Below are 16,846 nucleotides of genomic sequence, written 5' to 3'. Positions count from 1 at the left end.
TCAGGGCAGCGCGGCGACCGCTTCGGCGTACGCGGTGCCGGTGCGGACCGCGGCGGCCACCAGCACCGCGAGCTGCGCCGGGGCCACCCCGCAGGACAGGTCGGTGGAGACGCCCGCGGCCAGCACAAGCGTCCCGTCGCCGGGCTCGTGCACGTACGCGGCGGGCAGCAGCCGGTCGTGGTTCCAGGCGTTGCAGAACGCGTACGCCTCGGCGCGCCGACCGGCCGGCAGCCGCCGCTGCGCCACCACCCGGGCGTGCAGCACGTCGCCGTGCCGGCCGAGCAGGCGGAACTGGATCGTGGCGTCGCCCCACCGCCCGGCGAGCGAGCCGTCCGGCTCAGACGTGTACGGCTCGCCCCGGGCGTCGAGCGCGGCGGCGAGCAGCGCGGCGTCCAGCGGCGCCGGCTCCTCCGGTCCGGGCGGCCCGGGTTCGGCCGGATCATCGGCGTCCGGCTCCTCGTCGAACTCGCTCTCGGCGGCCAGCGACACCGGTGCGGCGAGCGGCCGCTCGGCCAGCCAGGAGGCGATCCGGCCGGACTGGTGCCCGGTGCCGTTGCGGGCGTCGAAGCTGCCGGCGAGCGCTGTCGCCAGCGCCTGCAACTGCGTACCCAGGGTCGCCACGTCCACCTCGGCGGCGGGCCGGGAACCGTGCCCCGGGCGGTGGATGCGCCGCCCGCCCAGCCCGGCCTCGGCGGCCAGGCCGCACAGCAGCGAGCCCGCCGCGGCGAACTCCATCGCGGACAGGTCGTCGGCCGGGCGGTCCAGCTCGGGCAGTTGTTCGGTCAGGATCTCCAGCCCACGGTGCAGGTAGCCGCCCAGCGCACAGAAGCGCAGGTGCGCGGCGAGCAGCGGGAACGCGGTCCGCTCGCCGCGGTGCCGGCGGTACGCGCGCACGTGCGCCCGGGCCGCCCGCGTCACCGCGCCGGTACGCAGCCACGGCAGCAGCCCCACCGCGAGCGCCCGTTCCGGCTGGTCCGTGCAGTCCACCGCGCTCGGCGCCACCTGCGGCTCGTCCCCGCCGGCCGGTCCGGCCGGCGGCTCACCCCGCTCGGTCCGCGACGCTCGGGAGCCGTCTGTTCCCGCCCGCGACCTGCCACTGCCGGCCGTCGCGACCTGCGGCTCGACCCAGGCGGTCAGCGCGGGCGCGAGCGCCGCCAGTGCCGCCTCCGGTTCGCCCCAGCCGGCCAGCAGGTCGGCCCGCCGGGCCGGGGCGCACCCCGGGCAGCCGCCCACCGGGTCCGTGGCGTCCGCCGCCGACCAGCGCTCGTACGCCCGCCGGGCGGCCGGCTCGTCGCCGAGGTGGTCGGCGAGCCGGCAGCGCAGCTCCGCCACCGGCGCGGCGTCCTCACCCAGCTCGGCGGCGAGCGCGTCCAACAGGGACCGCGCCTGGTCCAGACCCACCCGGGGCGTGCCGAACGACGCCTCCACCGCCTGCCGCTGGTGCCGGCGCAACCGGGTCAGCTCGTCGGGGCGGGCGTCCAGCAGGCCGGGGTGCCGGGCGAGCGTGGCCCGCATCCGCCGGACCGGCTCCACCGCGCGCCACCGCTCGCCCCGGTGCAGGTACGCCTCGACCAGCGCGAACCGTGCCGACAGGGCGGTACGCGGGTCACCGGTGGCGTCCGCCCGCGACGCGATCCGCTCCAGCTCGGCGCAGCGCTCCGGGCCGTCGGGCCGGTCCCGGGCGTCGGCGAGCGCGGCGGCCGGCCCCCGGTCGCGTGCCGTGGTCACCGGAGCGTCCCGCCGGCCAGCTCGTCGACGGCGGCGGCGAGCTGGCACCCGGTGGTCACGCCACAGTCGACGAGCCGGTCGAGCTGGTGCGGCGTCACCCCGCGTTCCAGGTCGGTGGTGACCTCCCCGCACACCTGTGCCGACCCGTCGTCGGCGACGTGCACGTACGCCTTCGGCCAGAGCCGGTCGTGGTTCCACGTGTTGCAGAAGGCGTGCAGCTCGGGCACGCGCTCGATGCCGAAGTGGTGCGCGACGACGGTGCGTACCTGGAGCAGCTCACCGGCCTCGCCACGGCGGTGGAACCAGATCAGGTTCCGCTCCCAGCGGCCCACCAGCGCGCCGTCGGGTTCCTCGACCACCGCGTACCCCCGGTGGCCGAGCACGGCGGCGATCAGCTCGCCGGTCAGCGGGCGCAGTTCCTGCGGGTGTCCGGCCAGCGGACCGTCCGGACCGTCCTCGATCTCCGGCGACGCCATCGGGCATCCCTTCTGAGGCGAATAACACAAACGACGGTCCGACCCGTGCTGCGACGCGCGGACACGACCCGGAAAAGCGGCGATCCACCGGGTGCCGCCGTTACCGTGACTCTATGGCGGGCCGTACCTCTCAGGCGAGCCGGCGGCGCGGCGCGTCGCCGCGTGGCACCACGAACAACCGCGCCCGGCAACCGGCGAAGAAGGCGGCGGCGCGGAAACCGGCGCGGCGGCGCCCGGCCCCCGGGCCGAGCCCTGCCGCGTTCGTCGGCCGGGCCGTGGGCGCGGTCTGGATGGGACTGGCGCACTCGGTGGGCTGGGCGTTCCGGGCGGCCGGGCGGCAGGCCGCGTCCACCCGGGAACTGGATCCGGAGCACCGCCGCGACGGCGGCGGGCTGCTCCTGTTCGGCCTGGCCATCCTCAGCGCGGTGGGCATCTGGGGCGGCGGCGCCGGGCCGGTGGGCCGGCACCTGGCCGACACCGTACGGCTGTTCATCGGCGCCATCTCGATAATCCTCCCGGTGCTGTTCATGGTCGGCGCGTGGCGGCTGATGCGGAGCCCGGCCGATCCCGAGCATCGCGGTCGCGGCCTGGTCGGCTGGGGCTCGATGATGCTGGCGACCGCCGCGATGCTGCACATCGGGCAGAACCCGGTCGACGAGGTCCAGCGTGACTTCGCCGGCGGCCTGATCGGCGCGGGCGTGGGCGACCTGCTGAAGTCGGCGGTGACCGCCTGGGTGGCCATGCCGCTGCTGCTCCTGCTGCTGGTGTTCGGCCTGCTGGTGGTCACCGCGACGCCGATCAACAAGATCCCGGAGCGGCTCGGCCTGCGCGCCGACCCGGCCGGGCCGGACGTCGACGAGGAGTTCGCCGAGGACGAGGCGCCGGCGAAACCGGCCCGTAAGCGCCCGGCGAAGCGGATGCCACCGCCGCTGGAGCCGCTGGACCCGGACGACGAGCTGGCGGGCGTCGACCTCCAGGAGACGCTGGTGCTGCCGCGCAAGCCGCCGAAGGTGCCGGCGAACCGCAAGCCGGTCGAGCCGCCGGAGCACTCGCCGCTGCCCACCCGCGCCGAGCAGCTCGCGCTCACCGGGCTGGCCGGCGACTACACGCTGCCGCCGGCGAACCTGCTCGGCAGCGGCGCCAAGCCGAAGAGCCGGAGCAAGGCCAACGACGAGGTGATCGCGGCGCTGACCGGCGTCTTCGAGCAGTTCGACGTGGACGCCGCCGTCACCGGCTTCACCCGCGGCCCGACAGTCACCCGGTACGAGGTGGAGCTGGGTCCGGGCGTCAAGGTCGAGCGGATCACCCAGCTCTCCCGCAACATCGCGTACGCGGTGAAGTCGCCGGACGTCCGCATCCTCAGCCCGATCCCGGGCAAGAGCGCGGTCGGCGTGGAGATCCCGAACACCGACCCGGAGAACGTGTCGCTCGGCGACGTGCTGCGCTCCCGTGAGGCGACCAGCGACCACCATCCGATGGTGGTGGCGCTCGGCAAGGACATCGAGGGCGGCTACGTGGTGGCCAACCTGGCGAAGATGCCGCACATCCTGATCGCGGGCGCGACCGGCGCGGGCAAGTCGTCCTGCCTCAACTCGCTGCTGGTGTCCATCCTGACCCGGGCCACGCCGGACGAGGTGCGGCTGCTGCTGATCGACCCGAAGCGGGTCGAGATGACCGGCTACGAGGGCATCCCGCACCTGGTCACGCCGATCGTGACCAACCCGAAGAAGGCGGCCGACTCGCTGGAGTGGGTCGTCCGCGAGATGGACATGCGCTACGACGACCTCGCCGCCAACGGGGTCCGGCACATCGACGACTTCAACCGCAAGGTGCGCAACGGCGAGATCAAGGCCCCGCCGGGCAGCGAGCGGGAGATGCGGCCGTACCCGTACCTGCTGGTGATCGTGGACGAGCTGGCCGACCTGATGATGGTCGCGCCGCGTGACGTGGAGGACTCCATCGTCCGGATCACCCAGCTCGCCCGCGCCGCCGGCATCCACCTGGTCCTCGCCACCCAGCGGCCCTCGGTCGACGTGGTCACCGGCCTGATCAAGGCGAACGTGCCCTCCCGGCTCGCGTTCGCCACCTCCTCGCTCGCCGACTCCCGGGTCATCCTGGACCAGCCCGGCGCGGAGAAGCTGCTCGGCCGCGGCGACGGCCTGTTCCTGCCGATGGGCGCGTCGAAGCCGCAGCGCATCCAGGGCGCCTGGGTCACCGAGCGCGAGATCTCCGACGTGGTCAAGTTCTGCAAGGACCAGCGCGAGCCGGAGTTCCGCCCGGACGTGCTCGCCCCGGCGCAGGACAGCAAGAAGAAGATCGACGAGGACATCGGCGACGACCTGGACCTGCTCGTGCAGGCGGTCGAGCTGGTGGTCACCTCGCAGTTCGGGTCGACCTCGATGCTCCAGCGCAAGCTGCGGGTCGGCTTCGCCAAGGCGGGCCGGCTGATGGACCTGATGGAGACCCGGGGCGTGGTCGGCCCGTCCGAGGGCTCCAAGGCCCGCGACGTGCTGGTCAAGCCGGACGAGCTGGAGGAGGTCCTGGCCGGCCTGCGCGGCGGCGAGGACTGACGGCCCTCGCCACGGACGACGGCGGCCCCACAACGACGACGGCGGCCCCCACCATCAGGTGGGAGCCGCCGTCGGCGGTTCCGGGTCAGTTGAGCAGCGCGGCGAAGAGCACGGTGCCGAGCACCGCGGCGACCGCGCTCGCAGCGGCGGCGTACCAGCCCAGCGGCTTGTCACCGAGGACGGCGCCGACGATGCCGAGGACGACCCCGAGAATGCCGAAGATGAGCGGGGACACGAAGAGCGCGAGGGCCGCGAAGACGAACGCGACGATCGTGCAGATGCGGGCGGCGTTGCTGCGCGGACGGGCGCCGGCGTGGATGTCGGCCATGGGGTTCCTCCGTGAGTGGTCTCGCTGTGGCTACGGAGGATCCGGTACCCCGGGCGCCGCACCGTCCAAACCGGATGACGCACCGATCAGCTGAACAGCTTCAGCCCGATCACGCCGGCCACCACCAGCAGCAGGCAGGCCACCCGTGGCAGGTTGACCGGTTCGCCGAGCGCGAGCATGCCGACCAGCGCGGTACCGAGCGCGCCGATGCCCACCCACACCGCGTAGCCGGTGCCGACCGGGATGTCGCGCAGCGCGTACGCCAGACCGGCCATGCTCGCCACCAGCGTGACGGCGAAGACGGCGGAGGGGAGGGGGCGGGTGAAGCCGGTGCTGCGGTCCAGCGCGATCGCCCACGCGGTCTCCAGCAGTCCGGAGATCACCAGCACGATCCAGGCCATGGGTATCACCTCTGACGGGCGGGCCCGGCGCGGAGCGGGCCGGGCGACGGTCGGGTCACGCGGGGCGTCTTGGCCTGACCGGGTACGCCCACCACTCGTCCGGGACGGCCCACGGACCGTCGTGGCCGACGGTAGCACCGGGCGGGCCGGACCGGCGGCGTGGTGAGAAACGCCACCATGGGTGGAGTTGACGTCAACTTCAAGTTGCAGGATGGACGCCATGACCCTGCTCTTCTCCGACGACGACGTCGCGGCCGCCGTGGACGCCCCGCTCACCGTCGCGGCCATGCGGGACGCGCTGCTGGCCGCGTACGCCGGGCGGCTCATCGCCCCGCCCCGGGCGTCCGCGCCGCTGGGCGGGGGCCGGATGGTGCTCACCGCCGGGCATCTCACCGGGCAGTGGTACGGCTTCCGCTCGTACGACACGTTCGGCCACCCGGAGAGCGGTCAGCTCGTCGTGCTGCACGACGCGACCACCGGCGCGGTGCGCGCCATCGCCGTCGGCGAGGAACTCGGCTCCCGGCGTACCGGAGGACTCGGTGGCGTGGCGGTGGACGCCCTGGCCCGCGCCGACGCCGCCACCCTCGGCGTGGTGGGGTCCGGCCGGCAGGCGTGGACCCAGGTGTGGGCCGCGGCGGCGGTCCGGCCGCTGCGCGAGGTGACCGTGTACAGCCGGTCGGCGGCCCGGCGGGAGGCGTTCGCCGCGCGGGTCCGCGCCGAGCTGGACGTGCCGGCCCGCGCCGTCGGCTCGGCCGCCGCCGCGGTACGCGACCGGGACGTCGTGGTGCTCGCCACCACCAGCACCACCCCGGTGCTCGACGCCGCCGACCTGGCCCCCGGCACCCACGTCAACACGGTCGGCTTCAAGCAGACCGACCGGCACGAGTTCGGCACCGACCTGCTCGACGCCGCCGACCTGCTGGTCACCGACTCACCCGGGCAGGCCACCGCGTACGTCCCGCCGATGCTCGCCGCCGTCGAGCCGTACGCCGGGCGGTTGCGCGACCTGGGCGCGGTGCTGGCCGGCGCGGTTCCCGGCCGGACCGGCGCGGACCAGATCTCGGTCTTCTGCTCCACCGGCCTGGCCGGCACGGAGGTGTTCCTCCTCGACCGGCTGGCCCGGGTGGCCGTGTCCGCCCGCTGAACCGGCCGGACGGGTGCGCGGCGCTCCGGAACCGGCCCGGTACCCTCGGATGGTGTCTGCCTCCTCCTCCACCCCGCGATCCGACGGGCGCCGCGTCGCCCTGCTGACCCTCGGCTGCGCCCGCAACGAGGTCGACTCGGAGGAGCTGGCCGCCCGGCTGCACGCCGACGGATGGCAGGTCACCACCGACGGCGAGGGCGCCGACGTGGTGGTGGTGAACACCTGCGGGTTCGTCGAGAAGGCCAAGCAGGACTCGATCCAGACGCTGCTGGCCGCCGCCGACACCGGCGCCAAGGTCGTCGCCGCCGGGTGCATGGCCGAGCGGTACGGGCGTGAGCTGGCCGACAGTCTCCCCGAGGCGCAGGCCGTGCTCAGCTTCGACGACTACCCGGACATCGCCGCCCGCCTCGACTCGGTGCTGGCCGGCGAGGCGATCGGCGCGCACACCCCCCGCGACCGGCGGGAACTGCTGCCGCTGACCCCGGTGAAGCGCCGCGACGCGGCGGTGTCGCTGCCCGGGCACGGCACGCCGGCCCGGGTCGCACCGGACACCGACGCGCACACCCCGGCCCACCTGCGGCAGGTGCTGCGGCACCGGCTCGACACCGGGCCGGTGGCCTCGCTGAAGCTCGCCAGCGGCTGCGACCGGCGGTGCGCGTTCTGCGCCATCCCGGCGTTCCGCGGCGCGTTCGTCTCGCGTACCCCGGACGAACTGCTCGCCGAGGCCGAGTGGCTGGCCAAGACCGGCGTCCGGGAGCTGGTGCTGGTCAGCGAGAACTCCACCTCGTACGGCAAGGACCTGGGCGACCCGCGCGCGCTGGAGAAGCTGCTGCCGCAGCTCGCCGCGATCGACGGGATCGTGCGGGTACGCGCCAGCTACCTCCAGCCCGCCGAGACCCGGCCCGGCCTGGTCGAGGTGATCGCCACCACGCCGGGCGTGGCCGCGTACTTCGACCTGTCGTTCCAGCACTCCAGCGAGCCGGTGCTGCGCCGGATGCGGCGCTTCGGTTCCACCGACCGGTTCCTGGAGCTGCTGGCGTCGGCCCGCGAGCTGGCGCCGGACGCGGGCGCGCGCAGCAACTTCATCGTCGGTTTCCCCGGCGAGACGAAGCAGGACGTGGCCGAGCTGGTCCGGTTCCTCACCGAGGCGCGGCTGGACGCCATCGGCATGTTCGACTACAGCGACGAGGACGGCACCGAGGCCGCCGGCCTGACCGGCAAGGTCTCCGCCGTCACGATCAAGCGGCGGTACGACAAGCTCAGCGCGCTGGCCGACGAACTCTGCTCGCAGCGCGCCGAGGAACGCCTCGGCGCGACGGTGGAGGTGCTCGTGGACTCGACCGCCGACGGCGTGGTGGAAGGGCGGGCCGCCCACCAGGCGCCCGAGGTCGACGGCTCGACCACGCTCGTCGCGCCCGTCGGCGGCGGGGTGGATCTGGCCGCGCTGCGCCCCGGTGACCTGGTCCGGGCCACCGTGACGGCGACCGAGGGCGTGGACCTGGTCGCCGTACCGGATGAGATGATCTCGGCGGCGCCCGGCGCGGTACGGTGACGGCGGGCCCGGACGGAGCGGGGAAGCCACGTGGGGCGATGCGGGACATGACGGGAGCGGAGCCGACGGCGGCTGCCCCCGTACCGCTGCTCAACGCGGCGAACGTGCTCACCGGCGCGCGCCTGGTGCTGGTGCCGGTCTTCGCAGCCACCGTGATCGCCTCCGGCATGAGCCACGCGGGCTGGCGTACGGCCGCCTGCGTGATCTTCGTGGTGGCCTCCGCGACCGACCTGGTCGACGGCTGGATCGCCCGCCGGTACGAACTGGTCACCTCGCTGGGCAAGGTCGCCGACCCGATCGCCGACAAGGCGCTCACCGGCGCCGCCCTGGTGCTGCTCTCCTTCTACGACCGGTTGCCCTGGTGGGTGACGGTGGTGATCCTGGTCCGCGAGCTGGGCATCACCGGGCTGCGCTTCTGGGTGATCCGGCACGGGGTGATCGCCGCCAGCCGGGGCGGCAAGGTCAAGACCGCGCTGCAGATCCTGGCCATCACCTGGTACCTCTGGCCGATGCCGGAGGCGCTCGCCGCGATCGGGCCGTGGATCATGGGGGCGGCCGTGGTGGTCACCGTGGTCACCGGGTTCGACTACATCGCCCAGGCGTTGCGGCTGCGCCGCCCGGCCCGTTGAGCCAGGCGGCGCAGCCGCCGGTCCGAGCGGCGGACGAGTAAGCCGGCGTGGTGCGGGAAATGGGGGCGGGCATGGACACCGACGCGAAAGACCACCGGCCCGCCGGCAGCCCGGCGGCCGCCGTGGTGCACCGGCTGCACGAGTGCGGCGAGACACTGGCCACCGTCGAGTCGCTGACCGGCGGCCTGCTCGCCGCAGCGATCGTGGAGATCGCCGGGGTCAGCTCGATCTACCGGGGCGGGATGGTGGTCTACGCCACCGAACTCAAGGCGACGCTCGCCGGCGTACCGGAGGACCTGCTGGCCGACCGCGGCCCGGTCGACCCGGACGTGGCGGCCGCGCTGGCCGAGGGCGGACGCGAGCGGTGCGGCGCGGACTGGGGCCTGGCCACCACCGGCGTGGCCGGGCCGGAGCCGCAGGACGGCAAGCCGGTCGGCCTGGTCTACGTGGCGGTCGCCGGGCCGGACGGCACGCAGGTGCGCCGGCTCGACCTCGACGGCGGTCGCGACCACATCCGTTCGGCCGCGGTGATCGAGGCGCTGCGCCTGCTCGCCGACCGCATCCAGCTCCCCCAGGACGCCGATGCCGCCGATCCGGCCGGGGCCGGACGCCGGTGAGCCGCCGCCACGCCGACACGCCCGGTGGCGGGGCCGCCGGACGGCCGATCCGCCCGGATTTTCAGAGGCGGGGTGGGATGTCGTCGTGGCGACCAACGGGTACGGTTGCGGGAAGGCTCCGGCGGTCGCCGTCGGCGCCGGAGCGGTCCGCCGCGTCCGGCGCGACGCGGACGGCCGGGGATGGTGGTCCCGTTCAGGGGGAGGTGCGATGGTCCTGCTACGCCGGGTGATCGGTGACGCGCTGCGGGCACGCAGGCAGGGGCAGCACCGCACCCTCCGCGAGGTCTCCTCCGCCGCCAACGTCAGCCTCGGCTACCTCTCCGAGATCGAACGCGGCCAGAAGGAACCCTCCAGCGAGTTGCTGGCCGCGATCTGCGACGCGCTCGGTGCCCGCCTGTCCGAGCTGCTCCGCGAGGTGAGCGACACCGTCGCCCTGGCCGAGCAGATGCCCGGCGTGCTGGTTCCGGTGGCCGACGAGCCGGGCCCCGTGGCGCCGGCCGCCGTGCGCAAGGCGACCAACAGGGGTGTCCGCCAGGTCACCTCCGACGGCGGGGTCGCCGTCCAGGTCCGGCAGGACTCGCCGCTCAAGGCCACGCTGCGCAGCACCCGCGTACGCCCCGCCGAGCGGGATGTGGTCTGCGCCGCCTGACCCGGCCCGTCGCGGCGTGGGCGGTGCTGGCGTTCGCGTCGTACTGTTGATCAGGAGCGTACGGGTGCCGGAGTGGCGTCCGGCTGGGACGATGTAGGCGCGACGCTACTGAGGGGACGAGGCGGAGATGGCGAACCCGTTCGTCAAGGGTTGGAAGTACCTGATGGCGCTCTTCGGCGCGAAGATCGACGAGCACGCCGATCCGAAGGTGCAGATCCAGCAGGCCGTCGAGGAGGCACAGCGCCAGCACCAGGCGCTGGTGCAGCAGGCGGCCGCGGTGATCGGCAACCAGCGCCAGCTGGAGATGAAGCTGTCCCGGCAGATGACCGAGGTGGAACAGCTCCAGGGCAACGCGCGGCAGGCGCTCGCAGTGGCCGACCAGGCCCGGGGCCGGGGCGACGAGGCCGAGGCCGGGCGCTACGAGCAGACGGCCCAGATGCTCGCAACCCAGCTGGTCTCCGCCGAGCAGGCGCTGGAAGACCTCAAGACACTGCACGACCAGGCGCTCGGCGCGGCCGCACAGGCCCGCAAGGCGGTCGAGAACAACTCGATGATCCTCCAGCAGAAGCTGGCCGAGCGCACCAAGCTGCTCAGCCAGCTGGAGCAGGCCAAGATGCAGGAGAGCGTGGCCCGCTCGCTGGAGTCGATGTCGTCGCTCACCGCGCCCGCCAACACCCCCTCGCTGGACGAGGTACGCGACCGGATCGAACGCCGCTACGCCACCGCCATGGGCCGGGCCGAACTGGCCGGCAACTCGGTCGAGGGCCGGATGCTGGAGATCCAGAAGGCCACGCTCGACTCGGCCGGATCGGCGAGACTGGAGCAGATCCGGTCGAGCATGGCCGGCGAGCAGCTCGGCAGCCGGTCCGAGACGCCCGCCGTGGGGCAGCCGGCCGACCCGGCCGCCGCCGCCCGGCTCGACGAGATCCGGGCCAGCATGAGCCGGGAACGCGGCACCGGGGAGACCACGACCGGCTGACGGAGGGGCGGACACGATGGCGGACGAACGGGCCCGGCACTTCCGGAGGCTGCGCAGACTGCGCAACTCGGCGCGGCGGTGGAGCGTGCTGGCCGGAGGGCTCGGCGGCGCCGCCGCGGTGCTGACCCCGTACGCCGGACTCGGTCTGGCGGACGCGGCCTGGGCCGGCGCCGCGGGCAGCGCGATCGCGGTGGCCGCCTGGCGCTGGGTCGACCACCGCGCGCTCGCCGCCGTGCCGCCACCGCCCGCGCTGGACCCGGCGGAAGCCGCCGCCCGTTCCCGCGCCCGGCTGGTCGCCGCCGTGGAGCGGCTGCCCGTCGGCCCGGGTGTCGTGGCCGAGGTACGCCGGGTCCGTTCCCGCCTCGCGCTGCGCGGCACCGCCGCGGCCGAACCGTGGGCCCGGCTGGACCGGGCCGCGCTCACCCTGGCCGGGCTGGCCGGTCGGCTCACCGGGCTGGCCGAGCCGGCGGTCCGGGAGGCGGCCGAGGCCGACCGTTCCCTGCGCGAGCTGGCGACCCGGGTGGCGGGCGTGGAACGCGCGGCGAAGCTGACCCCGCAGAGCCCGCTGAACGAGGTGCACGCCACGCTGGTGACCCAGTTGGAGGACGGGGTGGCCGCGTACGAGCGGCTGGTGGTGGCCGCCGCCGGTTACGTGGCCGAGGACGCGCGCCCGAACACCGAGCACCCGGCCGCCGCGCGCCTGACCGAGGCCACCGACCTGCTGCACGGCGTAGCCTCGGCCCTGGCCGAACTGCGCACCCCGCTGCGCGCCCCCTGACAGTCCCCGCTGTCTCCCGCCGTCTCCCCGGCCCTGCTCCCAGCCCTGCTCCCTGATCACCGACCCCGGGCGCCCTGGATCGACCCGCCCGACCTGCGCGATCATGAGGTTGACGGCACTTTTGATCTCCATTCCTGCCGCCAACCTCATGATCACCGGGATTCCAGCACGGCGTAGTGGCGCTCCGTCCGGCATCCTGCCCCCTCGCGCCCCTAGCCCCGCTCCCGCGCCGGGCTCTCCGCTCTCCGCGCTGTCCGCTCTCAGCGGTGATCAAGGAGTTTGTGTCCGGATCGGACTCGCTACAGGACACGAACTCCTTGATCACCGGGGCGAGGGCGGGGCCCAACGCCGAGGGGGAGGGGGCGGCGGGGGCGGGGCGGGTTAGGTGGGGGTGGTCGTGGGGGTGGTAGGGGTCCAGGGGGAGGTGCCTACGACGTTTGTGGCGCGTACCCGGTAGTGGTAGGTCGCACCGCGGGCCAGGCCTGTGTTGGTGAAGCCGCGGCCGGTTACGTGGAACGTCGCCGGGTCGCGGGTGAAAGCGGCGTCGGTGGCGCGCTGCACGACGAACCCGGCACCCGGCCCGGCCGGCGTCGGCGCCGACCAGCTCACCGTCACGGTCGCGGTGTCCGGCCCGGACACGCTCGCGGTGACGTTCACCCCGGTCGGCGCGGCCGGCCGGGCCGGGGTGGTCACCGCGGCCACCGTGGACCAGGGGGAGGCGGCGCCCAGGTACGTCGTGCGTACCCGGTAGTAGTACGTGGTGTCCGGCGCGACGGCCGGGTCCACGTGGGCCTCGCCCACGGCGATGGCCGTGGTGCCCGGACCACTGGTGAACGTCGGGTTCGTGGCCCGCTGCACGTCCACTCCGGTGGCGAAGGAGTGGTTGGCCCAGCGCAACGCCACCCGCAGCGGCGCGGTCGGCGGCAGCACCGCGGTCAGCCGGGTCGGCGCGGCCAGGTGCACCGCCGCCGGTACGGCGTTGGACCAGGGCGAGCAGCTCACCGCGTTCTCGGCCCGGATCCGGTAGTGGTAGGTGACGCCGGGTGTGACTGTGGCGTCGGTGTAGCGGGTGGCGGTGGCGGCCACCGTGATCTCGGTCAGCCCGGCGGTGAAGGTGCTGTCGGTGGCGCGTTGCAGCCGGTGGCTGGTGGGTACGGGCCGGCTGCCGTTGCCCGTCCAGGTCAGCGCGATGGCGGGTAGTGCGGTGGCGCTGCCGGGCGCCGGGGTGGCGGTGAGCCCGGTCGGCGCCTTGGGTGCCACGCGCAGGACCAGCGGGCGGCTCATGCCCTGGTCGCGCAGTCCGGCCGAGCGGGTCTGCCAGCGGTACTCCCAGCCCAGGTTGACCAGCTGGTTGACCACGACCGCGGGACGGCCGTCCACCGGGCTGACCGGGCCGGCGTCCAGCCGTGCGCCGGCCGGGCGGGTCGGGTCGAGCAGCCGTACGCTGTCGCCGATCTTGAACGGCAGGGCGGGCGGTACGGGACGCAGCGCCACCACGACGTCCTCCCGGGGGTTGACCCGGACGGTGTCCTTCCAGCCCAGCTCGCCCGGGTCCGGCGGGCGGACCGTGCCGTCCCAGCCGACCCGGTTGACCAGTTGCACGTCGCAGCCCTCGATGTGGACCGGGTGGGTACGCGGGGCGTCGCCGACGATCCGCCAGAGCTGCGTGCCGTCGCCGGGCGCGCCGACCGCCACGGCCGGGTCGGTGGCGTGCAGCACCTCGGTGGCGGGGTCGGCCGGTCCCAGCGGCAGGGTGGCCGGGGCGAGTGGCCCGGCGACCGGGTGGCCGACGCCGAGCCGTCCCACCGCGCGGCCGTGCCGGGCCTCGAACACCTGCCCGACCGACTTCACCGCGAGCGGCAGCGTGACCGGGGCGGTGGCGCCCGCCGGGGTGAACGTGATCGAGGTGGCCCGCGCGGGAACCAGCGTCGGACGCGGGGTGGAGGTGCCGATGGCGGTGTCGTACGCGGGTTGCGGCACGATCGGCGGCGGCTGGCTGCGCGCGTACGCCCCTGGTAGCCGCTCGGCGAGCCGCCGCGTGTCGTACGGCTCGGCCGGGGTGCCGGTGACCCGGATCTGGAGCAGGGTGCGGGTGTTCGGGCCGTACCCGGGGCGGGTCGGCGGCAGGCCACCGGCGGCGGTCCGGTCGGGCGCGCCGGTGTGGTGGTCGTGGCGCGGGTCGAACCGGGGCAGCGGCGCGGGGCAGTCGTTGTAGAGGATGAGCGTGCTGCCCGGAACCACTGTGGAGAAGTCCACCACCACGTCGGCCCGTTCGCCGGGGGCGAGCAGCAGCGCGTGCCCGTCCACGTTGAGCACCGTCGGGTCCTGCCTGTCGTACCGGTAGTCCACCGGCCGGTTGGTCAGCACCACCGGGGCGGGGAGCAGGCCCCCCTCGTTGCCGATCTGGATCATCTCGGGTCCGGCGGCGGCCGGGTCGGGCACGCCGCCGTCGCGCCCGTCCGCCGGCCAGTACGCGGGCCGTCCCGGCGCGCGTACCGCCTCGACCATGGGCACCTCACCGGCGTCCGGGTCGGCCGGGGTGCCGTCGGCCGCCCACATCGGCGCGTCGGATGCGGCCCGGTAGAGCTGGAGGTTGAGCGCCCGGTCCGCGCAGGCGTTGAGGATCCGGAACCGGTACGCCCGCGGCGCGACCTCCAGGTACGGGTAGGCCACGCCGTTGACCAGCGGGGTGTCGCCGTACGCGTCGGGGACCGCCGACGGGTGCGGCACGCCCGGGACCAGCGGCGGTTCGTCCGGTTCGGTGTCGGGGTCGTGGTGCGGGTTCGGCACCGGGGCGACCCACGGGCTGGCGCCGCCGTCCGGGTCGTGGGTCCACGGCCCGTAGTCCCAGCGCCCGGTCGGGTTGGTGCCGGTGAGCCGGTACGGGTTCTGCCGCGGCTGGTAGACGTGCGGGTGCCAGAGGCTGCCCTTGGCGCCCCAGCGGTCCCGGTCCCAGGTGGGGTCCTGGGCGGCGAGCTGCGCGTCGTCGGGTACGAACGTCTTGTCCTCGATCACCAGCGGGAACTGGTCGGCGGGCAGCACGCCGTCGTCGACGAGCCGTTCCTCGGCCGGGTCGGTGAGCAGGTAGAGCGCGATCTGCCCGGAGTAGACGGTGAGCCGGGACAGGCCGAGCGTGTTGTCGTGCAGCCACATGAGCCGGGCGCTCTGCTCGTTCGGGAAGTACAGCGTGGTGGCGCCCGCGCCGGGCGGCGGCATGTCCGGCACCGGCGTCAGACCCGCACCCACCGGGTACGGCGTGATCTCACCGGCCGGGGTCACCCACTGCCACGGGTTGCCGGCGCTGATCCAGCCGGTCTGCGCGCCGGACAGGTGCGGCACGGCCCGGTTCTGCGGGTAGGGCGCGGGACCGTCGAGCGGCCCGGCCCCGGCGCCGTCGACCGTCTCGTCCACGGGCAGGAACAGCTCACCGGCCCGTCCGGTGGGGAGCTGGTTGATGAACTTGATCCGTACCGGGCGGCCCCGCCGGGCCACGATCATCGGGCCGAGGTGCCAGGGGCGGCCGGGCGGGCTGACCGTGTTGTGCCCGGAGGCGTCGGTGCCCAGGTTGAGCTGGCGGTAGCCGCGCAGCCGGGTGGCCGGCAGGTCGCGGTGCAGGCGCTGCGCGTACTCCTGGAGGCCGATCTCGTAGTAGTCGCAGCCCGGCCAGGTGATGGTGTCGGGGACGGCGACGGGCAGGCGGGCGCCGAGCCCGGTGGTGGCCGGCTGCCCGGGCAGGGGCAGCGGGTCGACGAACTTGCGGATGCCGGTGCCGGGGACCGGGCGGCCGTCCGGGTCGAGCGCGGGCAGCGGGCTGGCGGCGGTGTTCGGCACCGGGCCGAACAGGCGGGGGACGGCGGCCGGGTCCAGGCTCGCCGGGGCCGGGCCGCCGCCGGGCTCCTCGTCACCGGCCCGCGCGGCGGGAACGCCCCGCACGGCGGAATCGGCGGACGCGGTCTCCTCGGCGACTGCGGCCCGGTCCGGCCGTCCGGGCCGGGCTCTGCGGAACAGCACCATGGCTCTCCCCGGGTCGGGGCGCGCCGGCCGACACCCCGGCGTGGCGGTCGTACGCGCTGCTGACGATCCGTGAGCGGTCCACCGCAGCATGCGACGTCACAGGGGTGAGGCGGAAGTACCCAATCGTCCCTATCTTGGCCGATCTTGGGCGTTTCGTGGAAGTTCCACGCCGGGCTGGCAGGCCGGACACCAGTAGGTGACCCGTTCGCCCAGTTCCTCCTTGCGGATGGCGGTCCCGCAGCGGCGGCAGGGCTGCGCCCGGCGTCCGTAGACGTAACTCGTGCCGCCCCGGTGCAGCACCCCCGTGGTGCTCTGCGTCCAGCGACCCCGGTTGGCCGCCAGCAGCCGCTGGGCCAGCGCGACGGTGCCGGGCAGGTCCGGCACCGCGCCGACCGGCGTCCACGGCGACACGCCGCGCAGGAACAGCACCTCGCACTTGTAGAGGTTGCCCACGCCGGCCAGGTTGCGCTGGTCGAGCAGCGCCTCGCCGATGGTGCGCTCCGGGTCGGCGGCGAGCCGGCGGACCGCCTCGTCGGCGTCCCAGTCCGGGCCGAGCAGGTCCGGGCCGAGGTGGCCGACGAGCGACTCCTCCTCGGCGGTCGGCACCAGCGTCAGCTCGTGCAGGTGGTAGCCGACGGCCACCGCGGCGGGGGAGCGCAGCACCACCCGGATCAGGTGCGCCGGACGCGCGGTCCAGCGCTCACCCGGGGCGTACGCCCGCCAGGCGCCGTCCATCCGCAGGTGCGAGTGCAGCGTCCAGGGCTCGGCGTGGGTGCCGGTCAGGCGCAGCAGCAGATGCTTGCCCCGGCTCGCCGACTCGCGCACCGTCCAGCCGGTCAGGTCGGTGGTGGCGAGCTGTGGCACGCGGAAGTCGGACCCGGTGAGCCGGGCCCCGGCCAGCGCGCGTTGCAGGACGCGCGCGGTGTTCCAGACGGTGTCGCCTTCGGGCACCCCGCCATTGTCCCCTACCGAAAGGAATTC

Annotated in this window: 14 protein-coding genes and 1 riboswitch; of the genes, 8 read left to right on the top strand and 6 right to left on the bottom strand. The window is 74.8% G+C overall.

Going from position 1 to position 16,846, the window contains the following annotated elements:
- Entirely contained in the window at positions 1–1,728 is a 1,728-nt protein-coding gene (locus V6U82_RS03905) for a YbjN domain-containing protein (protein WP_334459244.1), read from the bottom strand.
- Complete coding sequence (locus V6U82_RS03900; protein WP_128138565.1) at positions 1,725–2,204, bottom strand: YbjN domain-containing protein; 480 nt, start codon at positions 2,202–2,204, stop codon at positions 1,725–1,727. The genes V6U82_RS03905 and V6U82_RS03900 overlap by 4 nt, the downstream gene beginning before the upstream one ends.
- A 113-nt stretch (positions 2,205–2,317) precedes the next feature.
- Here V6U82_RS03900 and V6U82_RS03895 point away from each other — a divergent pair, with 113 nt between their 5' ends.
- Positions 2,318–4,774, top strand: coding sequence for an FtsK/SpoIIIE family DNA translocase (locus tag V6U82_RS03895; protein ID WP_334459241.1), 2,457 nt, complete (start codon positions 2,318–2,320; stop codon positions 4,772–4,774).
- An 85-nt stretch (positions 4,775–4,859) separates the two neighbouring features.
- On the opposite strand, the gene V6U82_RS03890 is transcribed toward V6U82_RS03895, so the two are convergent.
- Together V6U82_RS03890 and V6U82_RS03885 are read right to left on the bottom strand one after the other, a co-directional pair.
- Entirely contained in the window at positions 4,860–5,102 is a 243-nt protein-coding gene (locus V6U82_RS03890; protein ID WP_334459240.1) for a hypothetical protein, read from the bottom strand.
- Between the two features lie 86 nt (positions 5,103–5,188).
- The gene (locus tag V6U82_RS03885) at positions 5,189–5,503 is read right to left on the bottom strand and encodes a DMT family transporter (RefSeq protein WP_334459239.1); all 315 of its coding nucleotides are present in this window, start codon (positions 5,501–5,503) and stop codon (positions 5,189–5,191) included.
- A gap of 58 nt (positions 5,504–5,561) precedes the next feature.
- A riboswitch (guanidine-III (ykkC-III) riboswitch) is annotated at positions 5,562–5,627 on the bottom strand.
- A gap of 96 nt (positions 5,628–5,723) precedes the next feature.
- Here V6U82_RS03885 and V6U82_RS03880 point away from each other — a divergent pair.
- The 7 genes from V6U82_RS03880 (at position 5,724) to pspM (ending at position 11,851) form a co-directional block, all read left to right on the top strand.
- The gene (locus V6U82_RS03880; RefSeq protein WP_334459238.1) at positions 5,724–6,647 is read left to right on the top strand and encodes an ornithine cyclodeaminase family protein; all 924 of its coding nucleotides are present in this window, start codon (positions 5,724–5,726) and stop codon (positions 6,645–6,647) included.
- Positions 6,648–6,696: 49 nt separating this feature from the next.
- Entirely contained in the window at positions 6,697–8,199 is a 1,503-nt protein-coding gene (gene rimO / locus V6U82_RS03875; protein WP_334459237.1) for a 30S ribosomal protein S12 methylthiotransferase RimO, read from the top strand.
- 47 nt (positions 8,200–8,246) lie between these two features.
- On the top strand, positions 8,247–8,828 hold the full coding sequence (gene pgsA / locus V6U82_RS03870) for a CDP-diacylglycerol--glycerol-3-phosphate 3-phosphatidyltransferase (protein ID WP_334459236.1): 582 nt from the start codon (positions 8,247–8,249) through the stop codon (positions 8,826–8,828).
- A 59-nt stretch (positions 8,829–8,887) separates the two neighbouring features.
- Positions 8,888–9,445, top strand: a complete 558-nt coding sequence (locus tag V6U82_RS03865) for a CinA family protein (protein WP_334459657.1) — start codon at positions 8,888–8,890, stop codon at positions 9,443–9,445.
- Positions 9,446–9,653: 208 nt separating this feature from the next.
- Entirely contained in the window at positions 9,654–10,094 is a 441-nt protein-coding gene (locus tag V6U82_RS03860) for a helix-turn-helix domain-containing protein (RefSeq protein ID WP_091329610.1), read from the top strand.
- A 127-nt stretch (positions 10,095–10,221) separates the two neighbouring features.
- Entirely contained in the window at positions 10,222–11,073 is an 852-nt protein-coding gene (locus V6U82_RS03855; protein WP_013284702.1) for a PspA/IM30 family protein, read from the top strand.
- A gap of 16 nt (positions 11,074–11,089) precedes the next feature.
- On the top strand, positions 11,090–11,851 hold the full coding sequence (pspM, locus tag V6U82_RS03850; RefSeq protein ID WP_120571087.1) for a phage shock envelope stress response protein PspM: 762 nt from the start codon (positions 11,090–11,092) through the stop codon (positions 11,849–11,851).
- A 381-nt stretch (positions 11,852–12,232) separates the two neighbouring features.
- On the opposite strand, the gene V6U82_RS03845 is transcribed toward pspM, so the two are convergent.
- Entirely contained in the window at positions 12,233–15,955 is a 3,723-nt protein-coding gene (locus V6U82_RS03845; protein WP_442933419.1) for a fibronectin type III domain-containing protein, read from the bottom strand.
- 39 nt (positions 15,956–15,994) lie between these two features.
- Positions 15,995–16,816, bottom strand: a complete 822-nt coding sequence (locus tag V6U82_RS03840; RefSeq protein WP_334459229.1) for a DNA-formamidopyrimidine glycosylase family protein — start codon at positions 16,814–16,816, stop codon at positions 15,995–15,997.
- Positions 16,817–16,846: the final 30 nt, after the last annotated feature.

This window comes from Micromonospora sp. CPCC 205554 (genome assembly GCF_036902745.1).
Taxonomy (GTDB): Bacteria; Actinomycetota; Actinomycetes; order Mycobacteriales; family Micromonosporaceae; genus Micromonospora; species Micromonospora tulbaghiae.
This window is presented reverse-complemented; position numbering and strand designations above follow the sequence as displayed.

What these genes read in the sequence shown, in the direction of transcription:
- V6U82_RS03900 (WP_128138565.1), bottom strand. Translation starts at nt 2,204, where the DNA reads ATGGCGTCGCCGGAGATCGAGGACGGTCCGGACGGTCCGCTGGCCGGA.
- V6U82_RS03895 (WP_334459241.1), top strand. Translation starts at nt 2,318, where the DNA reads ATGGCGGGCCGTACCTCTCAGGCGAGCCGGCGGCGCGGCGCGTCGCCG.
- V6U82_RS03890 (WP_334459240.1), bottom strand. Translation starts at nt 5,102, where the DNA reads ATGGCCGACATCCACGCCGGCGCCCGTCCGCGCAGCAACGCCGCCCGC.
- V6U82_RS03885 (WP_334459239.1), bottom strand. Translation starts at nt 5,503, where the DNA reads ATGGCCTGGATCGTGCTGGTGATCTCCGGACTGCTGGAGACCGCGTGG.
- V6U82_RS03880 (WP_334459238.1), top strand. Translation starts at nt 5,724, where the DNA reads ATGACCCTGCTCTTCTCCGACGACGACGTCGCGGCCGCCGTGGACGCC.
- rimO (WP_334459237.1), top strand. Translation starts at nt 6,697, where the DNA reads ATGGTGTCTGCCTCCTCCTCCACCCCGCGATCCGACGGGCGCCGCGTC.
- pgsA (WP_334459236.1), top strand. Translation starts at nt 8,247, where the DNA reads ATGACGGGAGCGGAGCCGACGGCGGCTGCCCCCGTACCGCTGCTCAAC.
- V6U82_RS03865 (WP_334459657.1), top strand. Translation starts at nt 8,888, where the DNA reads ATGGGGGCGGGCATGGACACCGACGCGAAAGACCACCGGCCCGCCGGC.
- V6U82_RS03860 (WP_091329610.1), top strand. Translation starts at nt 9,654, where the DNA reads ATGGTCCTGCTACGCCGGGTGATCGGTGACGCGCTGCGGGCACGCAGG.
- V6U82_RS03855 (WP_013284702.1), top strand. Translation starts at nt 10,222, where the DNA reads ATGGCGAACCCGTTCGTCAAGGGTTGGAAGTACCTGATGGCGCTCTTC.
- pspM (WP_120571087.1), top strand. Translation starts at nt 11,090, where the DNA reads ATGGCGGACGAACGGGCCCGGCACTTCCGGAGGCTGCGCAGACTGCGC.
- V6U82_RS03845 (WP_442933419.1), bottom strand. Translation starts at nt 15,955, where the DNA reads ATGCTGCGGTGGACCGCTCACGGATCGTCAGCAGCGCGTACGACCGCC.